Consider the following 17,627-nt stretch of genomic DNA (forward strand, 5'->3'; position numbering starts at 1 on the left):
TCACTTCCAAATATTTTGGTGAAAAAGATTAAAAACTTTCACAAAAACGCTTGTTAGTTTGAGAAATTAACGGTATAAGCAAACAGTCGTTAGTAGTTTCTTAGCCCAAAACTCCTTTTAAGCTTCATTTCTCAAAAACAGGCTTGAAATAACTTCCTTTCCAAAAGGTTAATTTTTCTGCGCCAGCGCTCTTTGGGCCAAAGTCTTCCTGAGCCTCTGGAAAGTTTTAAGCGGGCCAATGGCTACGGTGGTATTCACAAGCCAGGCCGGCACAGAGCCGCCGGGATTTACCTTAAAGGTATAGTTCACCTTAATATGACCATTGCTGCCCGGAGTAATCTCCCACACCGCCAGGGAAGAAGGAATCCGGATGAATTCTTTCTTTTTAGGCAGGAAGTCATTGACGCTTTTCACCTCCACGTGGGCCTGGTTGTTTTTGACCGGGGAGAAGGCCGCTTCCACCACCATGTCACGGTCGGTAAGCGGCCAGGGCATGTCGGCCTCAGTGTAGTAGACCAGTCGGTTCTCGCTTTTGCGTTTCAACAGGGCGGTCTTCCGGTTCAGGTATACCCAATCTGAATGGTGCTCCACATCTTTGAGCAAACTTACCAGTTGGGCCGCCGTTCCGGGCACTTCGCATACTACCCTTATTTCTTTAAAGTTGTTATCCGGTACCTGACGGGTGTACACTTCAATGCCATCCTCGTTTTTCTGCAGTTCCCAGTTGGCTTGGGCAAAGAGGGGAGTACCGCCCAATAACCCCAGTGCCAGGCCCAGGAGAATAATTCTTTTCTTCATCTATAATGCGCTTCTCTCTTCCAGGTCACCTGCAAAAGAAATGCCGAGGTGTGCCTGGGTTTCTATGGTCAACGTTCAGAAGGCAAAATTATGACAGACAGAGGGTTTTATGGCTGTTTTTATGATTTATGCCCCAAAGAAGAAAATCTGGTCAAAATTTACTCATGGTTCCGGTCTGCTGGCTCTTCTTTTTATTTCTCCTTTGTTTGAGTAAGAAATGTAGCCATTTGTCAAAATAATAAGGGCTACAAAAGGTAAAATCCGTGCGGTTGTATTGGGGCCGGAATGTCCTTTTCGCCCAGTAATTGCCGTATATTGATTTCGATGGTTCTGGCTATGGCCGTTACGGAAGTATCACTGGGCCTATTGCGGAACGGGTCCTGTAAATGGTAAGCAGTTTTCTCCAGTAATAGGAAAATAGAAGAAAGGATTACCAGCAGGGGCAACTCGTAAATAAGCGCAATTTCCCTTAATGAAATAGAAAGCGTAATCACGAAAAGGTAGATGGCTAAATGCAGAAATAACCGGTAAGTTTTAGGGAATACCGTGCTGTTGATTCTTTCGGCTTTCCCCATGGAATCTACCAGCCTTACCAAGGTGGAATCAAGCTGTACTTGTCTGAAAGTATCTATTTCATTGGTAGCCTGCAGTTGTTTAATGTCTAGCGCGTTCAACTGAACAAGTGCCAGGGGTTTATTTTTGTGCGGAGTTATTTGGTTAAGGTCATTTTCCGTTAAAAGATGCTGTGTGCCTTCCAGCGGGTCAAGGCCTCTTAGCGACTGTCCCAAAGAATAACACCAGGCAATCTGGCGGTAAGCCAGGGTGGTAATAATGGGGGAAAAAGCGTTTGGAATATAGGTTTGCAACTGAATCACAAAGCTTCTTGAATCATTCACAATGGCGCCCCACACTTTTCTGGCTTCCCACCACCGGTCATAGGACTGGCTTATTTTAAAGGATAATAAGACTGTAATAGCGGTTCCCAGGAATGCCGGAATATTGCTGGGCATCTCAGGAATATTATCTACAAAAGCAGAGGAGAGAAAGTGCGCGCAAACCCCAATCAAGATGATGATCAATAAGTCAGTTTTGATCTTATTGTAGATGTATGATAAGGGGATTCTCTTTTCTAAAAGCATACACAGAAGCAAAATTGAGTTAAACAGCAATCTGGAGGGCCGTTGCAACACTGCTACCAGCCCTGGAAAAGAAGACTGCCCGTTTATACGCGTAGGTTCTGTCTTGTTGTTGCCTTACCTGGGGTACGAAATTTCGCGTGCAGAAGTATGCCTGAAACTTGAAGAAAGGAGGAAAGAGAAAAATAAAAAAAATCAGTGAGCCTGTAAGCCGGGTTTTGTCCTCTGCCCTGGGGCAAATGGCTTATCATTTATCTAGGCCCGTCCTCACGAAGGGGCTCCATCAACCTACCCGCTGACATCGGACGAGCAGCCCTTAGCCTTGCCCTAAGACAAGGCGCTGTCAGCCTATTTGGTCTTTCAACTCCTGAGGTTTACCCAGCCGGACTAGTCACCTAGCCGCTGGTGCGCTCTTACCGCACCTTTTCACCCTTACCACCTTTTAATTAAGAATTAAGAATTTAATATTAAGAATGACTCCTAATTCTTAACTCCCCCATTCCTGATTAATCGGTGGCGGTACTTTTCTGTGGCACTGGCTGTCACCTGGCCGTCTCCCGCCAAGTGCCTTCCCGTTAGGAAGCAGGATGCTCTGCGTTGCCCGGACTTTCCTCTCCGCCCGAAGGCGCAGCGATAAGCCGGCTCACCGATTTTTTACAAAGGTAGGTCTTTTGGACCGGATTTGCCCGTAAACCCAGCCTCTGTTTACCGGCTGTTTTCGTGAAATCGTGTCTAAAGGGCCATTACTGATATTCCATCCTGCAATACTTGCTTAGCGGTATAGGACAGAGTTCCTGTTTTAAGACTGGTTTTAGGAAAAAGGATCAAAACTATCCGCTTAGAAGATTTAGGCAAAAAATTTAGCCCTGGCATTGCTTGCCCACCGGTGCTAAACGTAAAGAGAGGAGGATAAAGGGTTGCTGCCATGAACACTATTTCTGAAAAATCAATCAAAGGCTTGCTGAAAAAGGTGGAGGAACTGCTGCAGGAGGCTACTGCGCTGGAAGAGGAATTCGGACCGGTGGTGAACAAGGTGCACCCGTCGTACAAAGAAAGTAGCAGGAACCTCCTGCACTACCTGGCCTTACGCAAACATGACATCCGGGAGCTGCAGGGGCAGTTGTCCCGCCTGGGCCTTTCTTCCCTGGGCCGCGCCGAAAGCCACGTGCAAGCCACCCTTATTGCCGTCAGGAACCAATTACGCTTATTTTTGTCCCACCTTACCAATACATCGCCTGATGTGGTGCCTTTCGCCTCCATTCCTTCAGAACTGCCCTCGCACATCACCGATTTGCTGGGGGAGCCCTCACCCAACCGGGAAAGCCGTATCATGATCACCTTCGCCGCCGATATGGCAGATGATTACCCGTTGGTGCGGGACCTGCTCAAGGCCGGCATGAATTGCGCCCGCATCAATTGTGCCCATGATGATACCACAGTCTGGGAGAAAATGGTGGAGCAAATAAGGAAAGCCGAGCAGGAGGTGGGCCGCCGTTGCATTATTCTCTTCGACCTAATGGGACCCAAACTGCGTACCGGCTCTCTTAAACCCGGACCTAAGGTAGTGGGCATACACCCCAAAATTGATGAACTGGGGCAGATTTCCGCGCCGGCAACGGTGTGGCTGGCGCCCCCGGGAGTACCGGCACCGGGAAGGATAGACAAAACCCTGCGGGTATCGGTAGAATGGCTCGCGCACCTGAAAGTTGGAGGTAAGATCACCTTCAAAGACACCCGCCGCCGGAAACGAACCTTTACCGTCGCAGAAATGAAAGGCGGTGGGGCATTGGTGCATCTGCGTCAGTCGGCGTACCTAAGCCAAGGCACGGACCTAAGGCTGGCGCTGGAAAAAGGGAAGGAGCTCAAGGAAAAGCTGGAGGCCCTGCCGCCGGTCATTTTCCCGCTCACCCTGAAAACAGGGCAGGAGTTGATTTTGCACCGTGAGAACATTCCCGGCGAGCCCGCCCGCTATGACAAGGAAGGAAATCAAATTGCGGCGGCGCACATCTCCTGCACCTTGCCCGAGGTGTTCAGCCGGGTTAAGAAAGGTGAGCCCATCATGTTTGATGACGGAGAAATAGAGGGCATCATCAAAAAAGTAACCCCCGATGAGCTGTTGGTGGAGATCACTGCCGCCGATGAGGAAGGTAGCAAATTGCGACCCGACAAAGGCATCAACCTTCCTGAAAGTGACCTGCAACTACACAAACTCACCGAGAAAGACCGCGAGGACCTGGCCTTTGTGGTCAAGCACGCCGATGTGGTGAACCTTTCCTTTGTGAGCAACCCCGGCATGGTGGAGGAACTGCAGCAGGAACTCCAAAACCTTAACGCCGGTCACATCGGGATCATGCTTAAGATAGAGACCAAGGCGGCCTTTAAAAAGCTGCCCCTGCTGCTGCTTACCTTGATGCAGAAACATCCGGCCGGCATCATGATTGCCAGGGGAGATCTGGCAGTTGAACTGGGCTGGAAACGCCTGGCCGAGGTACAGGAGGAGATCCTCTGGATTACCGAAGCGGCCCACCTGCCCGTAGTTTGGGCCACGCAGGTCCTGGAGAAACTCACCAAGAAAGGCCGTCCGTCCCGCGCCGAGATCACCGATGCCGCCATGGCCCAGCGTGCCGACTGCATCATGCTCAACAAAGGTCCGTTTATCTTAAAATCTGTAGCCGTGCTGGACGACATCCTCAAGCGGATGCAGGAACACCAATACAAGAAATTCTCCCTCCTCCGCAACCTGCACGTCTCAGAACTGGACCACCCGGCTAAACCTTGATACGACTGGGAAGCTGATTAAAAAGGAATAGGTGTTTAAAGCCCCTTTTTCCAAAAAAAGGCTTTAAACACCAAAGGGTTGATTATATAGATTTTGCTGTGCACGCATTCCGTCCACCTTTGAAGGGGGTAGGGGGATGATAACTCGTGCTGGTTTCTCGCATTTCCATTTAGGGGCATTCCCTTGTGGTTGCCCTTCACAAGAGAGGCGGGCAAACGGGTCGCTAAAGATAAACGGGTCATCAAACCGCCTTATCATCCCCCAACCCCCTTCAAAGGGGGACGATATGCGTGCAATACCAAAATTAGTCAAATAGACGAGCCTGGTAGGATAGAACCTTACTTCAACTGCACCCGTGTGGCACCGTACCCGAATTTCTCCTTGCGGGCGTCTTCGTAGAACTTGATGTGTGGGTTGCGGCTCAGGACCTTCTGGATTTCTTTTTTGAGCACGCCGTTGCCGGTGCCATGGATGAAGATGATCTCGTGCATGTTAGCCGCAATAGCCCGGTCCAGGTTGTCCTGGAAGACGGTAACCTGGTGGCGCAGGATCTCTGAGTTACTCATCTGTTTGGGATCCTGGTTGGGCAGCAGTTTCTCAATGTGCAGATCCACTTCGTGGTTAGGAACGGCTACCTTGTTGTTCTCGGGCCCCGCCGCCGATTCTATCAGCTGCTCCTGAATCTGGTCTGGGTTGATGAGTGCCGGCTTGGAATCTAATTGAAACACATAGCCCTCCTTCTGTAGTACCGGGGCGGTTTTCTTGCTTTTGTAGAAAGACGAGGCTTTGAATTTGAGTTTACGGGTTACTGGCTCCAGCAAGGTATTGCCGCCGGTTTTATGCTGCAGGTACTGCACCACCAGATCGGGCCAGCGCTCAAAATCGTTGAGGTGCAGGTGTGCTACGGGTTTTGTTTTCTTGGGCGTAAGCTTGTCGTTGTTTTGGGCGCGGTAGCCCTTCTCGGTTTCCTCGCCGTAGGTGAAGAGCAGGTCAAACTCAGAGTTGTTCACGATGTGCACCGCCAGCAGCTCGGGCGTCTGGTGGACCAAAGCCACGTAAATGCCGGCCACCGCCGTGGAAGGCAACACGGGTGCTTCTTTTTTCTTCGCCGGCTCCGGCGACGGGGCGTTCCGGAACATCTGGTCCTCTTCGGGGGCAATCACCACCACCTCACGGCGCATCACAGGAATGGTGAAATCGTTATCGATGGCTACCTCTACCAGGTTGTTGTCCAGGAAACGGGTAATCACCCCTTGTTCCTTGCCGTGCATGAGGCGCACGCGGTCTCCTATATTCATGTCGTTTATGATCTGATTTTTGAAAAACAGGCCTAAAGCAAAGGCCTTTTGCAAAGATACGCAAAAGGAAGCGGGCACGGCCGGAAGAGTTCTACCATGGGCAGAGGCAGTTTTTAGCCTTCATTTTTTCCCAGATTGAATTTTGGCCAACAGGGCTTCCTTACATAGCCTCGGCAACTGTGGTAATGGGAAACCGTTGAAAAGGGTGGACCAGCAAACCAACCTATGCAGCCACCTTCAATCCTTGTTCCTGCTCCCTGGGAATTGACCGGCAACGGCGTGGTCTGGCTGTACTCCATCCCAAAAGACTTCAACCTGCAACATGGTTTCTTGGCCGATTACCAAAGTGAGGCCTACCACAGCCGCCTGGGTGCCGTGATGCTGATGGACTACGAGACCTCAGGGGTAGGGCCTTACCAGGAGCTGCTGTATCTGCCGGCCATCTTCAAGCTGGGAGGCAAGTTGACTTTCTCGGTTTCCAAGATATACGTCTCCACCGAGGCCAGTGCCTTTAGCGGCCTCGCGAACTGGGGCATTCCCAAGGAAGTGGCAGATTTTAGTTTCCTCAACTTCAAGGAAGGCACCAGAACCGTGGAGGTAAGCACCGGAAACCAGCCGTTCTTTACCGCGCAGGTGAAGCCCTGGGGGCCCAGGTTTCCATTCACCACCAAGCTTTTCCCCTGGAACCGGATTGTGCAGCAAAAGCAGAACCTACTATTACTTACCAAACCAGAAACCCACGGGAACGCCCGTTTTGCCTCCACGGTCAAGATCAACAGCGATGCCCGTTTTTTCCCGCCTGTACACCTGCTTAAGCCTTTGGCCACAGTAAGATTAAGTGATTTCCTGATGTCTTTTCCGGTGGCGGAGGTAATTACATGACCAACCTTTGTCCTACCGCAAGTTTAGCGAAGCGTAACTTGTGGTTGTCCTAAAACCAGTTTGCAACTGGCTCAAGTTGAAAACTTGCCTTTATATATACTACAAGTTACCACTATGTTCAAACTTGCGGTAGGTGGTTATAGAGAACGAATGTTTAAACGGCCTTTTTAATAATTAACCCTAAAAATAAAGGGCATGCGCTTTGAAGCCTTGTCTTCTGTTGTACTCCAGCGCCGGAGCCGGGAATTTGAATATGGACAGTACATAAAAGGCACTTCTCAGAAACCTGCTGCGGGTGGGAATGGCCTGCCAGTTAAGATCCACGCTCAGGTAATACTGCCGGTACGCTGCCAGGCCGATGGCGCGGTTGGCATCTGCATCATTAAAGACCATTTCCTCAGCGCCATAACCAATAGCGGGGCTCAGCCATTTAGGAAAGCGGCTTTCCTGAGGCAGGAACTTGGCGATGTCCACGGTAAGCCAGTACGTATGGCCGTTGTAGTCTTTCAGGAATTCCTCAGATAGGCCTTTGCCCAGCACGTTGGGGCGCAGGGCGGCATAGCGGGTGCGGTGAAAAGAGTATTTGGGTATAATCCGGTTCTCGCCCCAAGCCAGTTGCTGCCCGATGACCAGTAGGGACCCGGCAGCGTTGGCGGCAATATCAGAGATGGAGGCGCCGTACTCGGGTGAGCGGCCGTCAAAGTATTCAATAGGGGTTTGCAGCACAAAACCCAGGGCACCGCCGTACCAGATGGCTTTTTTCTCAGGCACACCTGCTTTTCGCAACAGATCAACACCCAGTCGACTTTCATGGAAGGCTCCCCAGAGATGGCCGGCTTTGTCCAGCTGTTTCCATTCGTGGGCATCATTGAACCAATGGAAGGAGGTTCGGTCATTCTCCTGATACCAGGCCTTATTCAAGAGCGCTAGCCCCCCAATGTAGGCCGTGGCACCTCCGGCCGCGAGCCAGGGCAGGCGGCGGCTGAACTGGTTGGCTGTGTCCTGCGGTTCCCCGGTTTCATAGATGTAGGTAGACTGCGCCCAGGCCTTTGAGGGAGAAAAACTCAGCCAGGCCAGAAGCAAAAAAAAGAAGGAAGGGAAGAAGGTTGATCTGGTTAACACGGGTTAAAAGTACGCAAACCGCGCTCATTTTGCCGCCCCAGGGAAAATTGCATCTTTTTTTACCTGTTTTCTTGCAAATGATTTCCTGGCTCCTACATTTGCATCATGAACAAGACGCAATTCTCTCACAAAGCCTGGTGGCACACACGTCAAGACTGATGGGTGAACCGCTTGCTGTGCAGAGATGCAATAAATGAAAGGCTCGGATTCACCCGGGCCTTTGGTGTTTTATAACCGTTCAGAAATACAAGAAAGAGCAGAAATGAAAAAAGTGATTTTTAGCGAAATGATTTGGTGGTGGCACAATCGAGAGATTCGTGAACAGCAGGTTATTGCCTAAACTAAACTAGCCCATACTATAAAAGGCTTGCTGTTCAACTTAAACGGCAAGCCTTTTTTTATACTTTTTATGAAAACGTACACCCTACAAACGCAATACCGCCAACTCCTCGCCGACACCGTGACCCCGGTGGGCATTTACCTGCAACTACGCGACAAGTACCGCAACTGCCTTTTGCTGGAAAGCTCTGACTACCACGGCCACGAGAATAGCTTCACCTACATCTGCTGCGAGCCCATCGCGGAGTTCAGACTCAAGGACAACGTGCTGCGCCGCTCTTACCCAGACGGCACGGTAGAGGAGGAGGTGCTGGCTAATAAGCGCGATGCGGTAGGACTTCTGCAGAACTACTGCGAGTCCTTCAAGACCGAGGCCGGGCCTTTCGGGTTTATCCAGAACGGGTTGTTTGGGTATATGTCGTTTGAGGCGGTGCAGTACTATGAGACCCTGGACCTGCGCCAGAAAGAGACTGCCCACCCTGAGTTGCCCGAGATCCTGTACCAGGCCTTCCGCTTCGTCATCGCCATTGACCATTTCAAAAACGAACTGTACATTTTTGAGCACTTTTTTGGAAATGAGCCCCAAAACGATGGGCTGGATGAGTTGGAGACCCACATCCGGAACAAGAACTTCCCTATGTTTCACTTTTCCCTCTCCGGAGAGGAAAGCACAAACCAAACTGATGAGGAATTCCTGCGCGTGATTGAGGAGGGCAAGCGCCACTGCCACCTGGGCAACGTGTTCCAGATTGTGCTCTCCAGAAGGTTCTCTCAATCTTTCCAGGGCGATGAGTTCAACGTGTACCGCGCCCTGCGCTCCATCAACCCATCACCGTACCTTTTCTATTTTGATTACGGCAACTTCAAGATCTTCGGGTCCTCACCCGAGGCGCAGCTCACCATCAAGAACGACGTGGCCACCATTTACCCCATCGCAGGCACGTTCAAACGCACCGGCAACGATGCCGCCGATGCGGAGCTGGCCCAGAAACTCTACGACGACCCCAAGGAGAACTCAGAGCACGTGATGCTGGTAGACCTGGCCCGTAACGACCTCAGCCGCCACGGCGACAACGTGAAAGTGGAGGTTTTCAAAGAGGTGCAGTACTACTCCCACGTGATCCACCTGGTGTCCAAAGTGACGGCCAGCCTGCCGCAGGCGCACGGCTCGGTGCAGATGGTGGCAGATACTTTCCCGGCCGGGACCTTATCCGGAGCCCCCAAACACCGCGCTTTGACCCTGATTGATGAACTTGAGCCCACCGGCCGGGGTTATTACGGCGGATGCATCGGGTACCTGGGTTTTGGGGGCGATTTCAACCATGCCATCATGATCCGGTCTTTCCTGAGCGTGCAGAACAAGTTGCATTTCCAGGCAGGGGCCGGGGTAGTGGCCAAATCTGACACCCGCAGCGAATTGAACGAGGTGCACCACAAACTGGCCGCCCTGCGCAAAGCCCTGGAGAAAGCCGCCAGCATTTAAAAGATAGAAATCCGTTTTAAGGCCGTTTTTCCAAAAACAGGCTTAGAACGAAGAGAAGATCCATATCAGACAGACGACAAATACCCTTTAGTACCATGAAAATCCTTGTCTTAGATAACTACGATTCCTTCACCTACAATCTGGTGCAACTGCTGCGCGAGCTGGGCTACGGAAACCAATTGGAAGTACACCGCAATGACCAGATCAGTCTGGAAGAGGTGGAGAAATACGATGTGATTCTGCTCTCACCGGGGCCGGGTGTTCCCCACGAGGCGGGCATCATGCCGGCGCTTCTGAAGAAATACGCGCCCACCAAGCGCATCATGGGCGTTTGCCTGGGCCACCAAGCCATCGCGGAGGCTTTCGGGGCGGAGTTGTCTAATCTGAAGGAAGTGTTCCATGGCGTTTCTTCCACCTTACGTGTGGTGAACAACCAAGAGCCCATGTTTAAGGAGTTACCATCCACCTTCAACGTGGCCCGCTACCATTCCTGGACCGTGGTGCCTGAGTCTGTACCCACAGAGTTGAAAATCACAGCCGTTGACGAGACCGGCGAGGTGCTGGCCCTGCGCCACAGCAAGTACGATGTGTGCGGCGTGCAGTTCCACCCAGAGTCCATCCTGACGGATTTTGGCCGGGAGATGCTGCAGAACTGGTTGCAGAACCCTACCAAGCACGTAAATCAATGGACTTCCTTTGCTGCTTCCCTTGCCCTATGAAACAGGTACTGCAGCAACTGATTGACCACAAAGCGCTCTCCAAGGAAACCGCGAAACAGGTTCTGCTCAACATCGGGCGGGGCCAGTACAACAGCAGCCAGATGGCCGCGTTCATGACCGTGTACCTCATGCGCAACATCACGGTGCACGAGCTGGAGGGTTTCCGGGAGGCTATGCTGGAACTCTGCCTGCTCCCCGAACTGGGTACCGATCAGGTCATTGACCTCTGCGGCACCGGCGGAGACGGAAAAGACACCTTCAACATCTCCACGCTGGCTTCTTTTGTGGTGGCCGGTGCTGGGTACAAAGTAGCCAAACACGGCAACACCGGCGTGTCGTCTATCTGCGGCTCCTCCAATGTGATGGCGCACCTGGGCTACAACTTCACCAATGACAGCACGGCCTTGCGCACCAAACTGGAGGCCGCTAACATCTGCTTTCTGCACGCGCCGCTCTTTCACCCGGCCATGAAGGAAGTTGCCCCCATCAGAAAAGAACTGGGCGTAAAGACCTTCTTCAACATGCTGGGGCCTATGATCAACCCGGCCAAGCCGCATTTCCAGATGGTGGGAGTGTTCAGCCTGGAATTGTTGCGCCTCTACACGTACCTTTACCAACAAACTGGCAAACGCTTTGTGCTGCTGCACGCCCTGGATGGTTATGATGAGGTATCGCTCACGGGGCCTTTCAAGATGGTGACGCCGCAGGGCGAGCAGATCCTGCAGCCTTCAGACCTTGGGCTTCCTACTTACCAGGAAAGCGACCTGGCCGGCGGCAATTCCATTGAAGAATCGGCGGCGATTTTCATGAACGTGCTGGAAGGCCGCGGCACCCAGGCCCAGCAAGACGCCGTGGTAGCCAACGCCGGACTGGGCATTTTCTGCGCCGATGAGCGCTTGACGCTGCCCGAATCCATCCAAAAGGCCCGTCAGTCGCTCAACAATGGGCAGGCCCTTAAAACATTACAGACGCTTTTAGCTTAACACCTTATATGTCCTTGACCATCCTTGACAAAATCATCGCCCATAAGCGGCAGGAAGTGGCAGATCGCAAAAGCCTGGTACCTACGGCGCTGCTGGAACGCAGCATTTATTTCCCCTCGCAGCCGGTATCGCTCCGCAAGTACGTACAACGCCCGGACCTGAGCGGGATCATTGCCGAGTTCAAGCGCAAATCGCCTTCCAAAGGAACCATCAACGCCTACGCGCCGGTAGAACGCACCTCCATCGGGTACATGCAGGCGGGCGCCTCGGCCTTGTCCATCCTCACTGATAGCAACTTCTTTGGGGGCAAGAACGAAGACCTCACCACGGCCCGCAAATTTAATTTTTGCCCCATCCTGCGCAAAGATTTCGTGGTAGAGGAGTACCAGATCCTGGAGGCCAAATCCATCGGGGCCGATGCTATTCTGCTCATCGCGGCGGTGTTGACCAAAGAGGAGGTAAACCAACTGGCGGAGTTCGCCCATTCATTGGGTTTGGAGGTGCTGCTGGAAGTGCATAATCGCGAGGAACTGGAGCGCACCATCACTCCGCATGTGGATCTGGTGGGCGTGAACAACCGCAACCTGCATGATTTCTCCGTGAGCCTGCAGACGTCCTTTGACCTGGCCCAGCACATCCCCAACGAGTTTGTGAAGGTGTCTGAAAGCGGCCTGAGCGAGGCCAGTAGCGTGATGGAATTGCGGCAGTACGGCTACGAGGGTTTCCTGATGGGAGAGACCTTCATGCGCCAGAGCCGCCCCGAGAAAGCCTGCGCTGCCTTTGTGGAAGAGTTAAAGAAACTGCACGTGGTAAGCCAGCTAACGTTTAACGGGTAAGCAGCTTATAAAAGTGTCCAGCTTGTCCTGATGCTCCGTTTTAGGCCCGTTTTTAGGAAAAGAAGCCTGAAACGGTTCGGTATAGAAGGGAAAGGTAATCACAGAGGCACAGTATCAAAGACAAACAAAACAACAAAAGTCAGCATGCCAGATCACAACCTGAAGATAAAAGTCTGCGGCATGAAGTACAGTGAGAACATCCAGGAACTCATGGTGCTCCGGCCAGATTACGTGGGGTTTATCTTCTATGAAAAGTCGCCGCGCTACATTAATACCCAGTGGGCCGTATTCGCCTCGGTTTTTCCAAAGGAGACCAAAAAGGTGGGCGTGTTTGTGGATGAGGAACCTGGGGGCATTTTGCAAAAAATGACGGAGCTGGGGCTGGACATGGTGCAGTTGCACGGCCACGAATCGCCGCAGGTCTGCCATGAACTCCGGGACGCCGGCCTTTTCGTGATGAAAGCCTTTCGGGTGGGTGCTGATTTTGATTTCGGGCAACTGGAGCCCTACGCCGGCACCTGCGACTATTTTCTCTTTGATGCCAGCGGTGCCAGCCCCGGCGGCAACGGTGTGCGGTTCAACTGGGACCTGCTGCAAAACTACCACCTGGACGTGCCTTTCTTCCTGAGTGGCGGCATTGACCTGGAGCACATTGAAGAGATCAAAGCGCTGGATTTGCCGAAACTGCACGGCCTGGATCTGAACAGCAAATTCGAGATCCAGCCGGGCTTGAAGGACATTAACCGGTTAAAAGAGTTTATTGCAGGAGTGAAAGCATAGTCATTATTTTATAAGATGTTACGGGAGCGAAAGTCATGTGCTAAGCTTCCTGATTAATACAAAAGAGGAATGGAATACGGAGTAAATGAACGCGGCTATTATGGCCAATTTGGTGGGGCTTTCATCCCGGAAATGCTGTACCCCAACGTAGAGGAACTGCGCGAGAAGTACCTGTCCATCATCGCGGAGCCGAAGTTTCAGCAGGAGTTGCAGGAGCTCCTCCGCGACTATGTAGGTCGGCCCACGCCGCTGTACCACGCCAAGCGGCTTTCTGAGCGGTACAACACCAAGATCTACCTCAAGCGTGAGGACCTGAACCATACCGGTGCCCACAAGATCAACAACACCGTGGGGCAGATTTTGCTGGCCAAACGCCTAGGCAAGAAACGCATCATTGCGGAAACCGGGGCGGGGCAGCACGGCGTTGCCACAGCAACCGTTTGCGCGTTGGCCGGCCTGGAGTGCATCGTGTACATGGGCAAGATAGATACCGAGAGGCAGCAGCCCAACGTGGAGAAAATGCGCCTGCTGGGTGCTACCGTAGTGCCGGTGACTTCCGGTTCCCAGACCCTGAAAGATGCCACCAATGAGGCCATCCGCGACTGGATCAACCACCCCGAGGACACGCACTACATCATTGGTTCGGTGGTAGGTCCGCACCCGTACCCGGATATGGTGGCCCGTTTCCAGTCCGTTATTTCAGAAGAGATCAGAAAACAGCTCCTGGAGAAGGAGGGACGGGAACTACCCGATTACGTGGTGGCCTGCGTGGGCGGCGGCTCCAATGCGGCCGGCGCTTTCTACCACTTTCTGGATGAGCCTGAAGTGAAACTGGTTGCCGTAGAAGCGGCTGGCTTGGGGGTGGATTCCGGACACTCGGCGGCTACTTCGGTGCTGGGCAAAACCGGCATCATCCACGGCAGTAAAACCCTGCTCATGCAGACCGAGGATGGCCAGATCACCGAGCCTTACTCCATCTCTGCGGGGCTTGATTACCCAGGCGTAGGTCCGCAGCACGCGCATCTGGCCCAGACCGGCCGCGCCCGATTCATCGCCATCACTGATGCCGATGCCATGGAAGCCCTTCGTGAGTTAAGCCGCCTGGAAGGTATTATTCCAGCCATTGAAAGCTCGCACGCGTTGGCAGCCCTCAAAGAAATCAACGCCGGTCCCGATGACGTGGTGGTGCTGAACCTCTCCGGCCGCGGCGACAAAGACCTTAACACCATTCTTACTTATTTTGAACAACAAGATGGCCCTAAATAGACTCACGCGCCTGTTCCAGGAGAAAAGCGGAAATCTACTCAATATTTACTTCACTGCCGGTTACCCTAAACTGGAAGACACGGTCACCATTCTGGAGGAACTGGAAGCCGCCGGGGCAGACCTGGTGGAAATAGGAATGCCTTTCTCTGACCCGCTCGCCGATGGCCCTACCATTCAGGCCAGTAACATGGTGGCCCTTGAGAACGGCATGTCCATCAAAACTCTGCTGCAGCAACTAGAGGGAGTAAGAGAGAATGTCACGTTACCCATTATTCTCATGGGCTACCTGAACCCGGTGATGCAATACGGCTTCGAACGCTTCTGCGAAGACGCCGCGAGAGTAGGCGTGGACGGCCTGATCCTGCCAGACTTGCCTTTCGCTGAGTACGAGGAGGAGTACAAGCCCGTTCTGGAGAAACACGGCCTCAGCCTGATCTTCCTAATCACACCGCAGACGTCCGAGGCCCGCATCCGGCAGATTGACAAGCTCACGAACTCCTTCATCTATATGGTTTCCAGCGCCAGCACCACGGGTAGCCAGGTCCAGGCCTCAGATTCCCAGCAGGCGTATTTCTCCAAAGTGAAGAACCTCGGCCTGAAGAACCCGCTGCTCATCGGGTTCGGGATCAGCGACAAGCCTTCGTTTGAAATGGCCTGTTTATCGGCGCACGGCGCCATCATCGGCAGCGCCTTCATCAAAGCCCTGCAACAGCCTGAGGAAGTGCGCCAAAACGTAAGATCGTTCCTGAAAGCGCTTAGATAGATTTGAAGATTTGGAGATGTGAAGATTTGAAAATGGAGAATAGCATCTCTTTATCTCCAAATTCTCACATCTCCAAATCTTCAAATCCTCACATCTCCAAATCTGAAAAATCATGCTTATTCAGCTACAACAAGATATTCGTCCTGAGGACAAGGCGGCCATTGTGAACAAGGCCAAAGAGTTGAAATACAAGACCACCGAGGTGGTGACCCAGGCAGGGCATTACCTGGTGGGCACTGGCAAAGCCGAGTTTGACGTGCGCGCCATCGGGAACCTGCCGGGCATTAAAGACATCCATATTGTGTCTGATGATTATCGGCTGGTTTCCAGAAAATGGAAGGTAAACCCCACGGTCATTGATTTCGGCGACGGCCTGAAAGTGCAGGAGGGAGACCTGACCATCATGGCTGGGCCTTGCTCTATTGAGAACGAGGATCAGATTGAGAAAACCATCCAGCACTTGGTGGCCAATAATGTGCGCTTCATGCGGGGCGGCGTGTTCAAGCCCCGATCCTCGCCGTATTCTTTCCGCGGTCTGGGTCTGGAAGGCTTAAAACTGTTCTATGACATGTGCCGCGCGCACGGTATAAAGATTGTGACCGAGGTAATGCAGGTGTCGCAGATCGCGCCCATGGAGCCGTACACCGATGTTTTCCAGGTGGGCGCCCGCAACACCCAGAACTTCAACCTGCTGGATGAACTGGGCAAAGTAGACAAACCCGTATTGCTCAAGCGCGGCATCTCCGGCACCATTGACGAGCTGCTCTACTCCGCGGAATACATCTTCTCGGGCGGAAACGAAAAGCTGATGCTCTGTGAGCGCGGTATCCGGACCTACGAAACCGCCAGCCGCAATACCTTGGACCTGAACGCCATTCCCATCCTGAAAGAAAAAACGCACCTACCGATCATTGTGGACCCGTCGCACGGCATCGGCATCCGGGAGTACGTGGAGCCGATGGCCCTGGCCGCGATCATGGCCGGTGCTGATGGCATCATCTATGAAACCCACGAAAAGCCCGAGGAAGCCGCCTCAGACGGAGCCCAGACCCTTAGCTTCACTGAGTCTGAGCGCCTGATAAGGAAAATGCGGAAGACCTTTGAGCTGCGAAAAGAGCTGGTGTAAGGCAAGCGGTTTCACAGTTTAGTTCCTGCAGAGGTGATTTCATGATGCGGAATAAGAATCAGGAGAAATAAATAAAAAAAGTGTTTTAAGGCCGTTTTCTAAAAGACGGCCTTAAAACATTAAGAGGCAAAACGTTGGTGTTTTTAAGCCCGGCAAAAAGGCCGCCGGGTTTAAAGTGAAATCCCTGAAAAACGGCTTTAAACGCCCTGGAGCGAATCTTTTAGAGTAATGGCCCGTATAAATGGTCGTGAAGAAGGAAAGGATTACTGCCCCTAGCAGATTTGATTTAAAAGTTAAAATATATAAAGTTCTTGCTTTTCTAAGACAGGCCTTTTATATTAGTTTCAGTTATGAAAACATTTGCCCAGTCACTCATTATTGTCAACTGCAAACCGTTCGCGATGCGAACCGGAGCCAGGACAGTATGGGCATTAGTTAACTAACCAATTTAGAAAGTTAAAAACCCAATATAAAGCCTGGCTCCGGTAACGGAACCAGGCTTTTTTTATTTATTCAGAACAAAGCCATGTATCAGCAACAGTATCATCAGTACAGCATCAGGCAACAACAAACCTGGAACATCTTGTACACGAAGCGGGCAGAAGCACTTTCTGCCGTGGTTTCCCTGCCTTTCTGGCAAGGAATCAACGCCCTGGAACTGAAGGCTTATTTTATTCCCGAATTCCAGAAGGTGAACTATCACTTAAGAAGCCTCACCAACTGGGAATTGGTGGCGGTGGAAGAGCCGCTGCGCCCTCGGCAGGTATTGGCTAAATGGGCTAAACGGAAGTTTCCGGCGGTTACGTCCCTGCGCCTGCACCCAGACAGCGATCTGCGTTTGCAGGGCGACAAAGACCTGTTCCAGGATGTGTTCAGCCAGTTACCGTGGTTGCTCCAGCCAGAGGTAGCCGATTTCATGGAACGGGTAGGGAAACTGTCGCTCCAGCATAAAGACCCGGCTGCCACAGATCTGCTGTGGCGGCTGGTGCAGCACGTACTGGGCAACGGGCTCCTGCGCGATGCCCAGGGAAACATCACCCTTTTCGGGGCTAACCTCATCTCCAACGCCCCCGAGGCTGACTTGGCCCTGAAGCGCGAGAATGCCTGGCACCCCATTGTGTTGGAGGAAATCCTGGCTCAGCCTTATAAACCCGGTGAGGCCCCCGAAGCCTACTTCGTACTGGAAAGTCTCTCAGATTTAACCCGTCTGGCGGACCAACTGGAGAAAGAAGGCGTACCAGTGGTAGAGATCCCGGCCCAGTGGCAATTGCTGGTGGGGTAATTAATTTTTTATGTTTAACGGAGACTGCCTGCTAA

At 52.4% G+C, this 17,627-nt stretch carries 15 protein-coding genes and 1 other RNA gene; 11 read left to right on the forward strand and 5 right to left on the reverse strand.

The features are described from left to right. Positions 1-168: 168 nt before the first annotated feature. From J3P34_RS10725 to rnpB, 3 genes are all read right to left on the reverse strand, one after another. Positions 169-798 (reverse strand): START domain-containing protein, encoded by a 630-nt coding sequence (locus J3P34_RS10725; protein ID WP_210488599.1) that lies wholly within the window; start codon positions 796-798, stop codon positions 169-171. 245 nt (positions 799-1,043) lie between these two features. Next, the gene (locus J3P34_RS10730) at positions 1,044-1,937 is read right to left on the reverse strand and encodes a bestrophin family protein (RefSeq protein WP_210488601.1); all 894 of its coding nucleotides are present in this window, start codon (positions 1,935-1,937) and stop codon (positions 1,044-1,046) included. 188 nt (positions 1,938-2,125) lie between these two features. Then, positions 2,126-2,584: RNase P RNA component class A (rnpB, locus tag J3P34_RS10735), an RNA gene on the reverse strand. A gap of 275 nt (positions 2,585-2,859) precedes the next feature. Between rnpB and J3P34_RS10740 the strand changes: the two genes are divergently transcribed. Beyond that, on the forward strand, positions 2,860-4,713 hold the full coding sequence (locus J3P34_RS10740) for a pyruvate kinase (RefSeq protein WP_210488603.1): 1,854 nt from the start codon (positions 2,860-2,862) through the stop codon (positions 4,711-4,713). A gap of 338 nt (positions 4,714-5,051) precedes the next feature. Here the strand turns inward: J3P34_RS10740 and J3P34_RS10745 are convergent, their stop codons facing one another. Further along, the gene (locus J3P34_RS10745; RefSeq protein WP_210488605.1) at positions 5,052-6,011 is read right to left on the reverse strand and encodes a Smr/MutS family protein; all 960 of its coding nucleotides are present in this window, start codon (positions 6,009-6,011) and stop codon (positions 5,052-5,054) included. 225 nt (positions 6,012-6,236) lie between these two features. Here J3P34_RS10745 and J3P34_RS10750 point away from each other — a divergent pair, with 225 nt between their 5' ends. Next, the gene (locus tag J3P34_RS10750; protein ID WP_210488607.1) at positions 6,237-6,893 is read left to right on the forward strand and encodes an acetoacetate decarboxylase family protein; all 657 of its coding nucleotides are present in this window, start codon (positions 6,237-6,239) and stop codon (positions 6,891-6,893) included. A 180-nt stretch (positions 6,894-7,073) separates the two neighbouring features. On the opposite strand, the gene J3P34_RS10755 is transcribed toward J3P34_RS10750, so the two are convergent. After that, a complete protein-coding gene (locus tag J3P34_RS10755) occupies positions 7,074-8,015 on the reverse strand; it encodes a DUF2279 domain-containing protein (protein ID WP_345890350.1) in 942 nt (313 codons plus the stop codon). A 409-nt stretch (positions 8,016-8,424) separates the two neighbouring features. Here J3P34_RS10755 and J3P34_RS10760 point away from each other — a divergent pair, with 409 nt between their 5' ends. The 9 genes from J3P34_RS10760 to J3P34_RS10800 all read left to right on the forward strand — a co-directional run bounded on the left by J3P34_RS10760 (position 8,425) and on the right by J3P34_RS10800 (position 17,592). After that, the gene (locus tag J3P34_RS10760; protein WP_210488609.1) at positions 8,425-9,837 is read left to right on the forward strand and encodes an anthranilate synthase component I family protein; all 1,413 of its coding nucleotides are present in this window, start codon (positions 8,425-8,427) and stop codon (positions 9,835-9,837) included. 95 nt (positions 9,838-9,932) lie between these two features. Beyond that, the gene (locus J3P34_RS10765; protein WP_210488611.1) at positions 9,933-10,556 is read left to right on the forward strand and encodes an anthranilate synthase component II; all 624 of its coding nucleotides are present in this window, start codon (positions 9,933-9,935) and stop codon (positions 10,554-10,556) included. Further along, positions 10,553-11,539 carry an anthranilate phosphoribosyltransferase gene (gene trpD / locus J3P34_RS10770; RefSeq protein WP_210488613.1) on the forward strand — a complete coding sequence of 329 codons (987 nt, stop codon included), beginning with the start codon at positions 10,553-10,555 and terminating at the stop codon, positions 11,537-11,539. Before J3P34_RS10765 ends, trpD begins: the two co-directional genes overlap by 4 nt. A gap of 14 nt (positions 11,540-11,553) precedes the next feature. Next, entirely contained in the window at positions 11,554-12,375 is an 822-nt protein-coding gene (gene trpC, locus J3P34_RS10775) for an indole-3-glycerol phosphate synthase TrpC (protein ID WP_210489424.1), read from the forward strand. A gap of 144 nt (positions 12,376-12,519) precedes the next feature. Beyond that, positions 12,520-13,155 (forward strand): phosphoribosylanthranilate isomerase, encoded by a 636-nt coding sequence (locus J3P34_RS10780; protein WP_210488615.1) that lies wholly within the window; start codon positions 12,520-12,522, stop codon positions 13,153-13,155. Between the two features lie 69 nt (positions 13,156-13,224). After that, positions 13,225-14,421, forward strand: a complete 1,197-nt coding sequence (trpB, locus tag J3P34_RS10785) for a tryptophan synthase subunit beta (protein WP_210488617.1) — start codon at positions 13,225-13,227, stop codon at positions 14,419-14,421. Continuing rightward, positions 14,408-15,184: a tryptophan synthase subunit alpha gene (gene trpA, locus J3P34_RS10790; RefSeq protein WP_210488619.1), complete on the forward strand. Its 777-nt coding sequence runs from the start codon at positions 14,408-14,410 to the stop codon at positions 15,182-15,184. Before trpB ends, trpA begins: the two co-directional genes overlap by 14 nt. Positions 15,185-15,296: 112 nt before the next feature. Continuing rightward, positions 15,297-16,310, forward strand: a complete 1,014-nt coding sequence (gene aroF / locus J3P34_RS10795) for a 3-deoxy-7-phosphoheptulonate synthase (protein ID WP_210488621.1) — start codon at positions 15,297-15,299, stop codon at positions 16,308-16,310. 526 nt (positions 16,311-16,836) lie between these two features. Then, a complete protein-coding gene (locus J3P34_RS10800) occupies positions 16,837-17,592 on the forward strand; it encodes a hypothetical protein (RefSeq protein ID WP_210488623.1) in 756 nt (251 codons plus the stop codon). Positions 17,593-17,627: the final 35 nt, after the last annotated feature.

Origin of the sequence: Rufibacter aurantiacus (assembly GCF_017916345.1) — a bacterium.
GTDB classification, from domain to species: Bacteria; Bacteroidota; Bacteroidia; order Cytophagales; family Hymenobacteraceae; genus Nibribacter; species Nibribacter roseolus.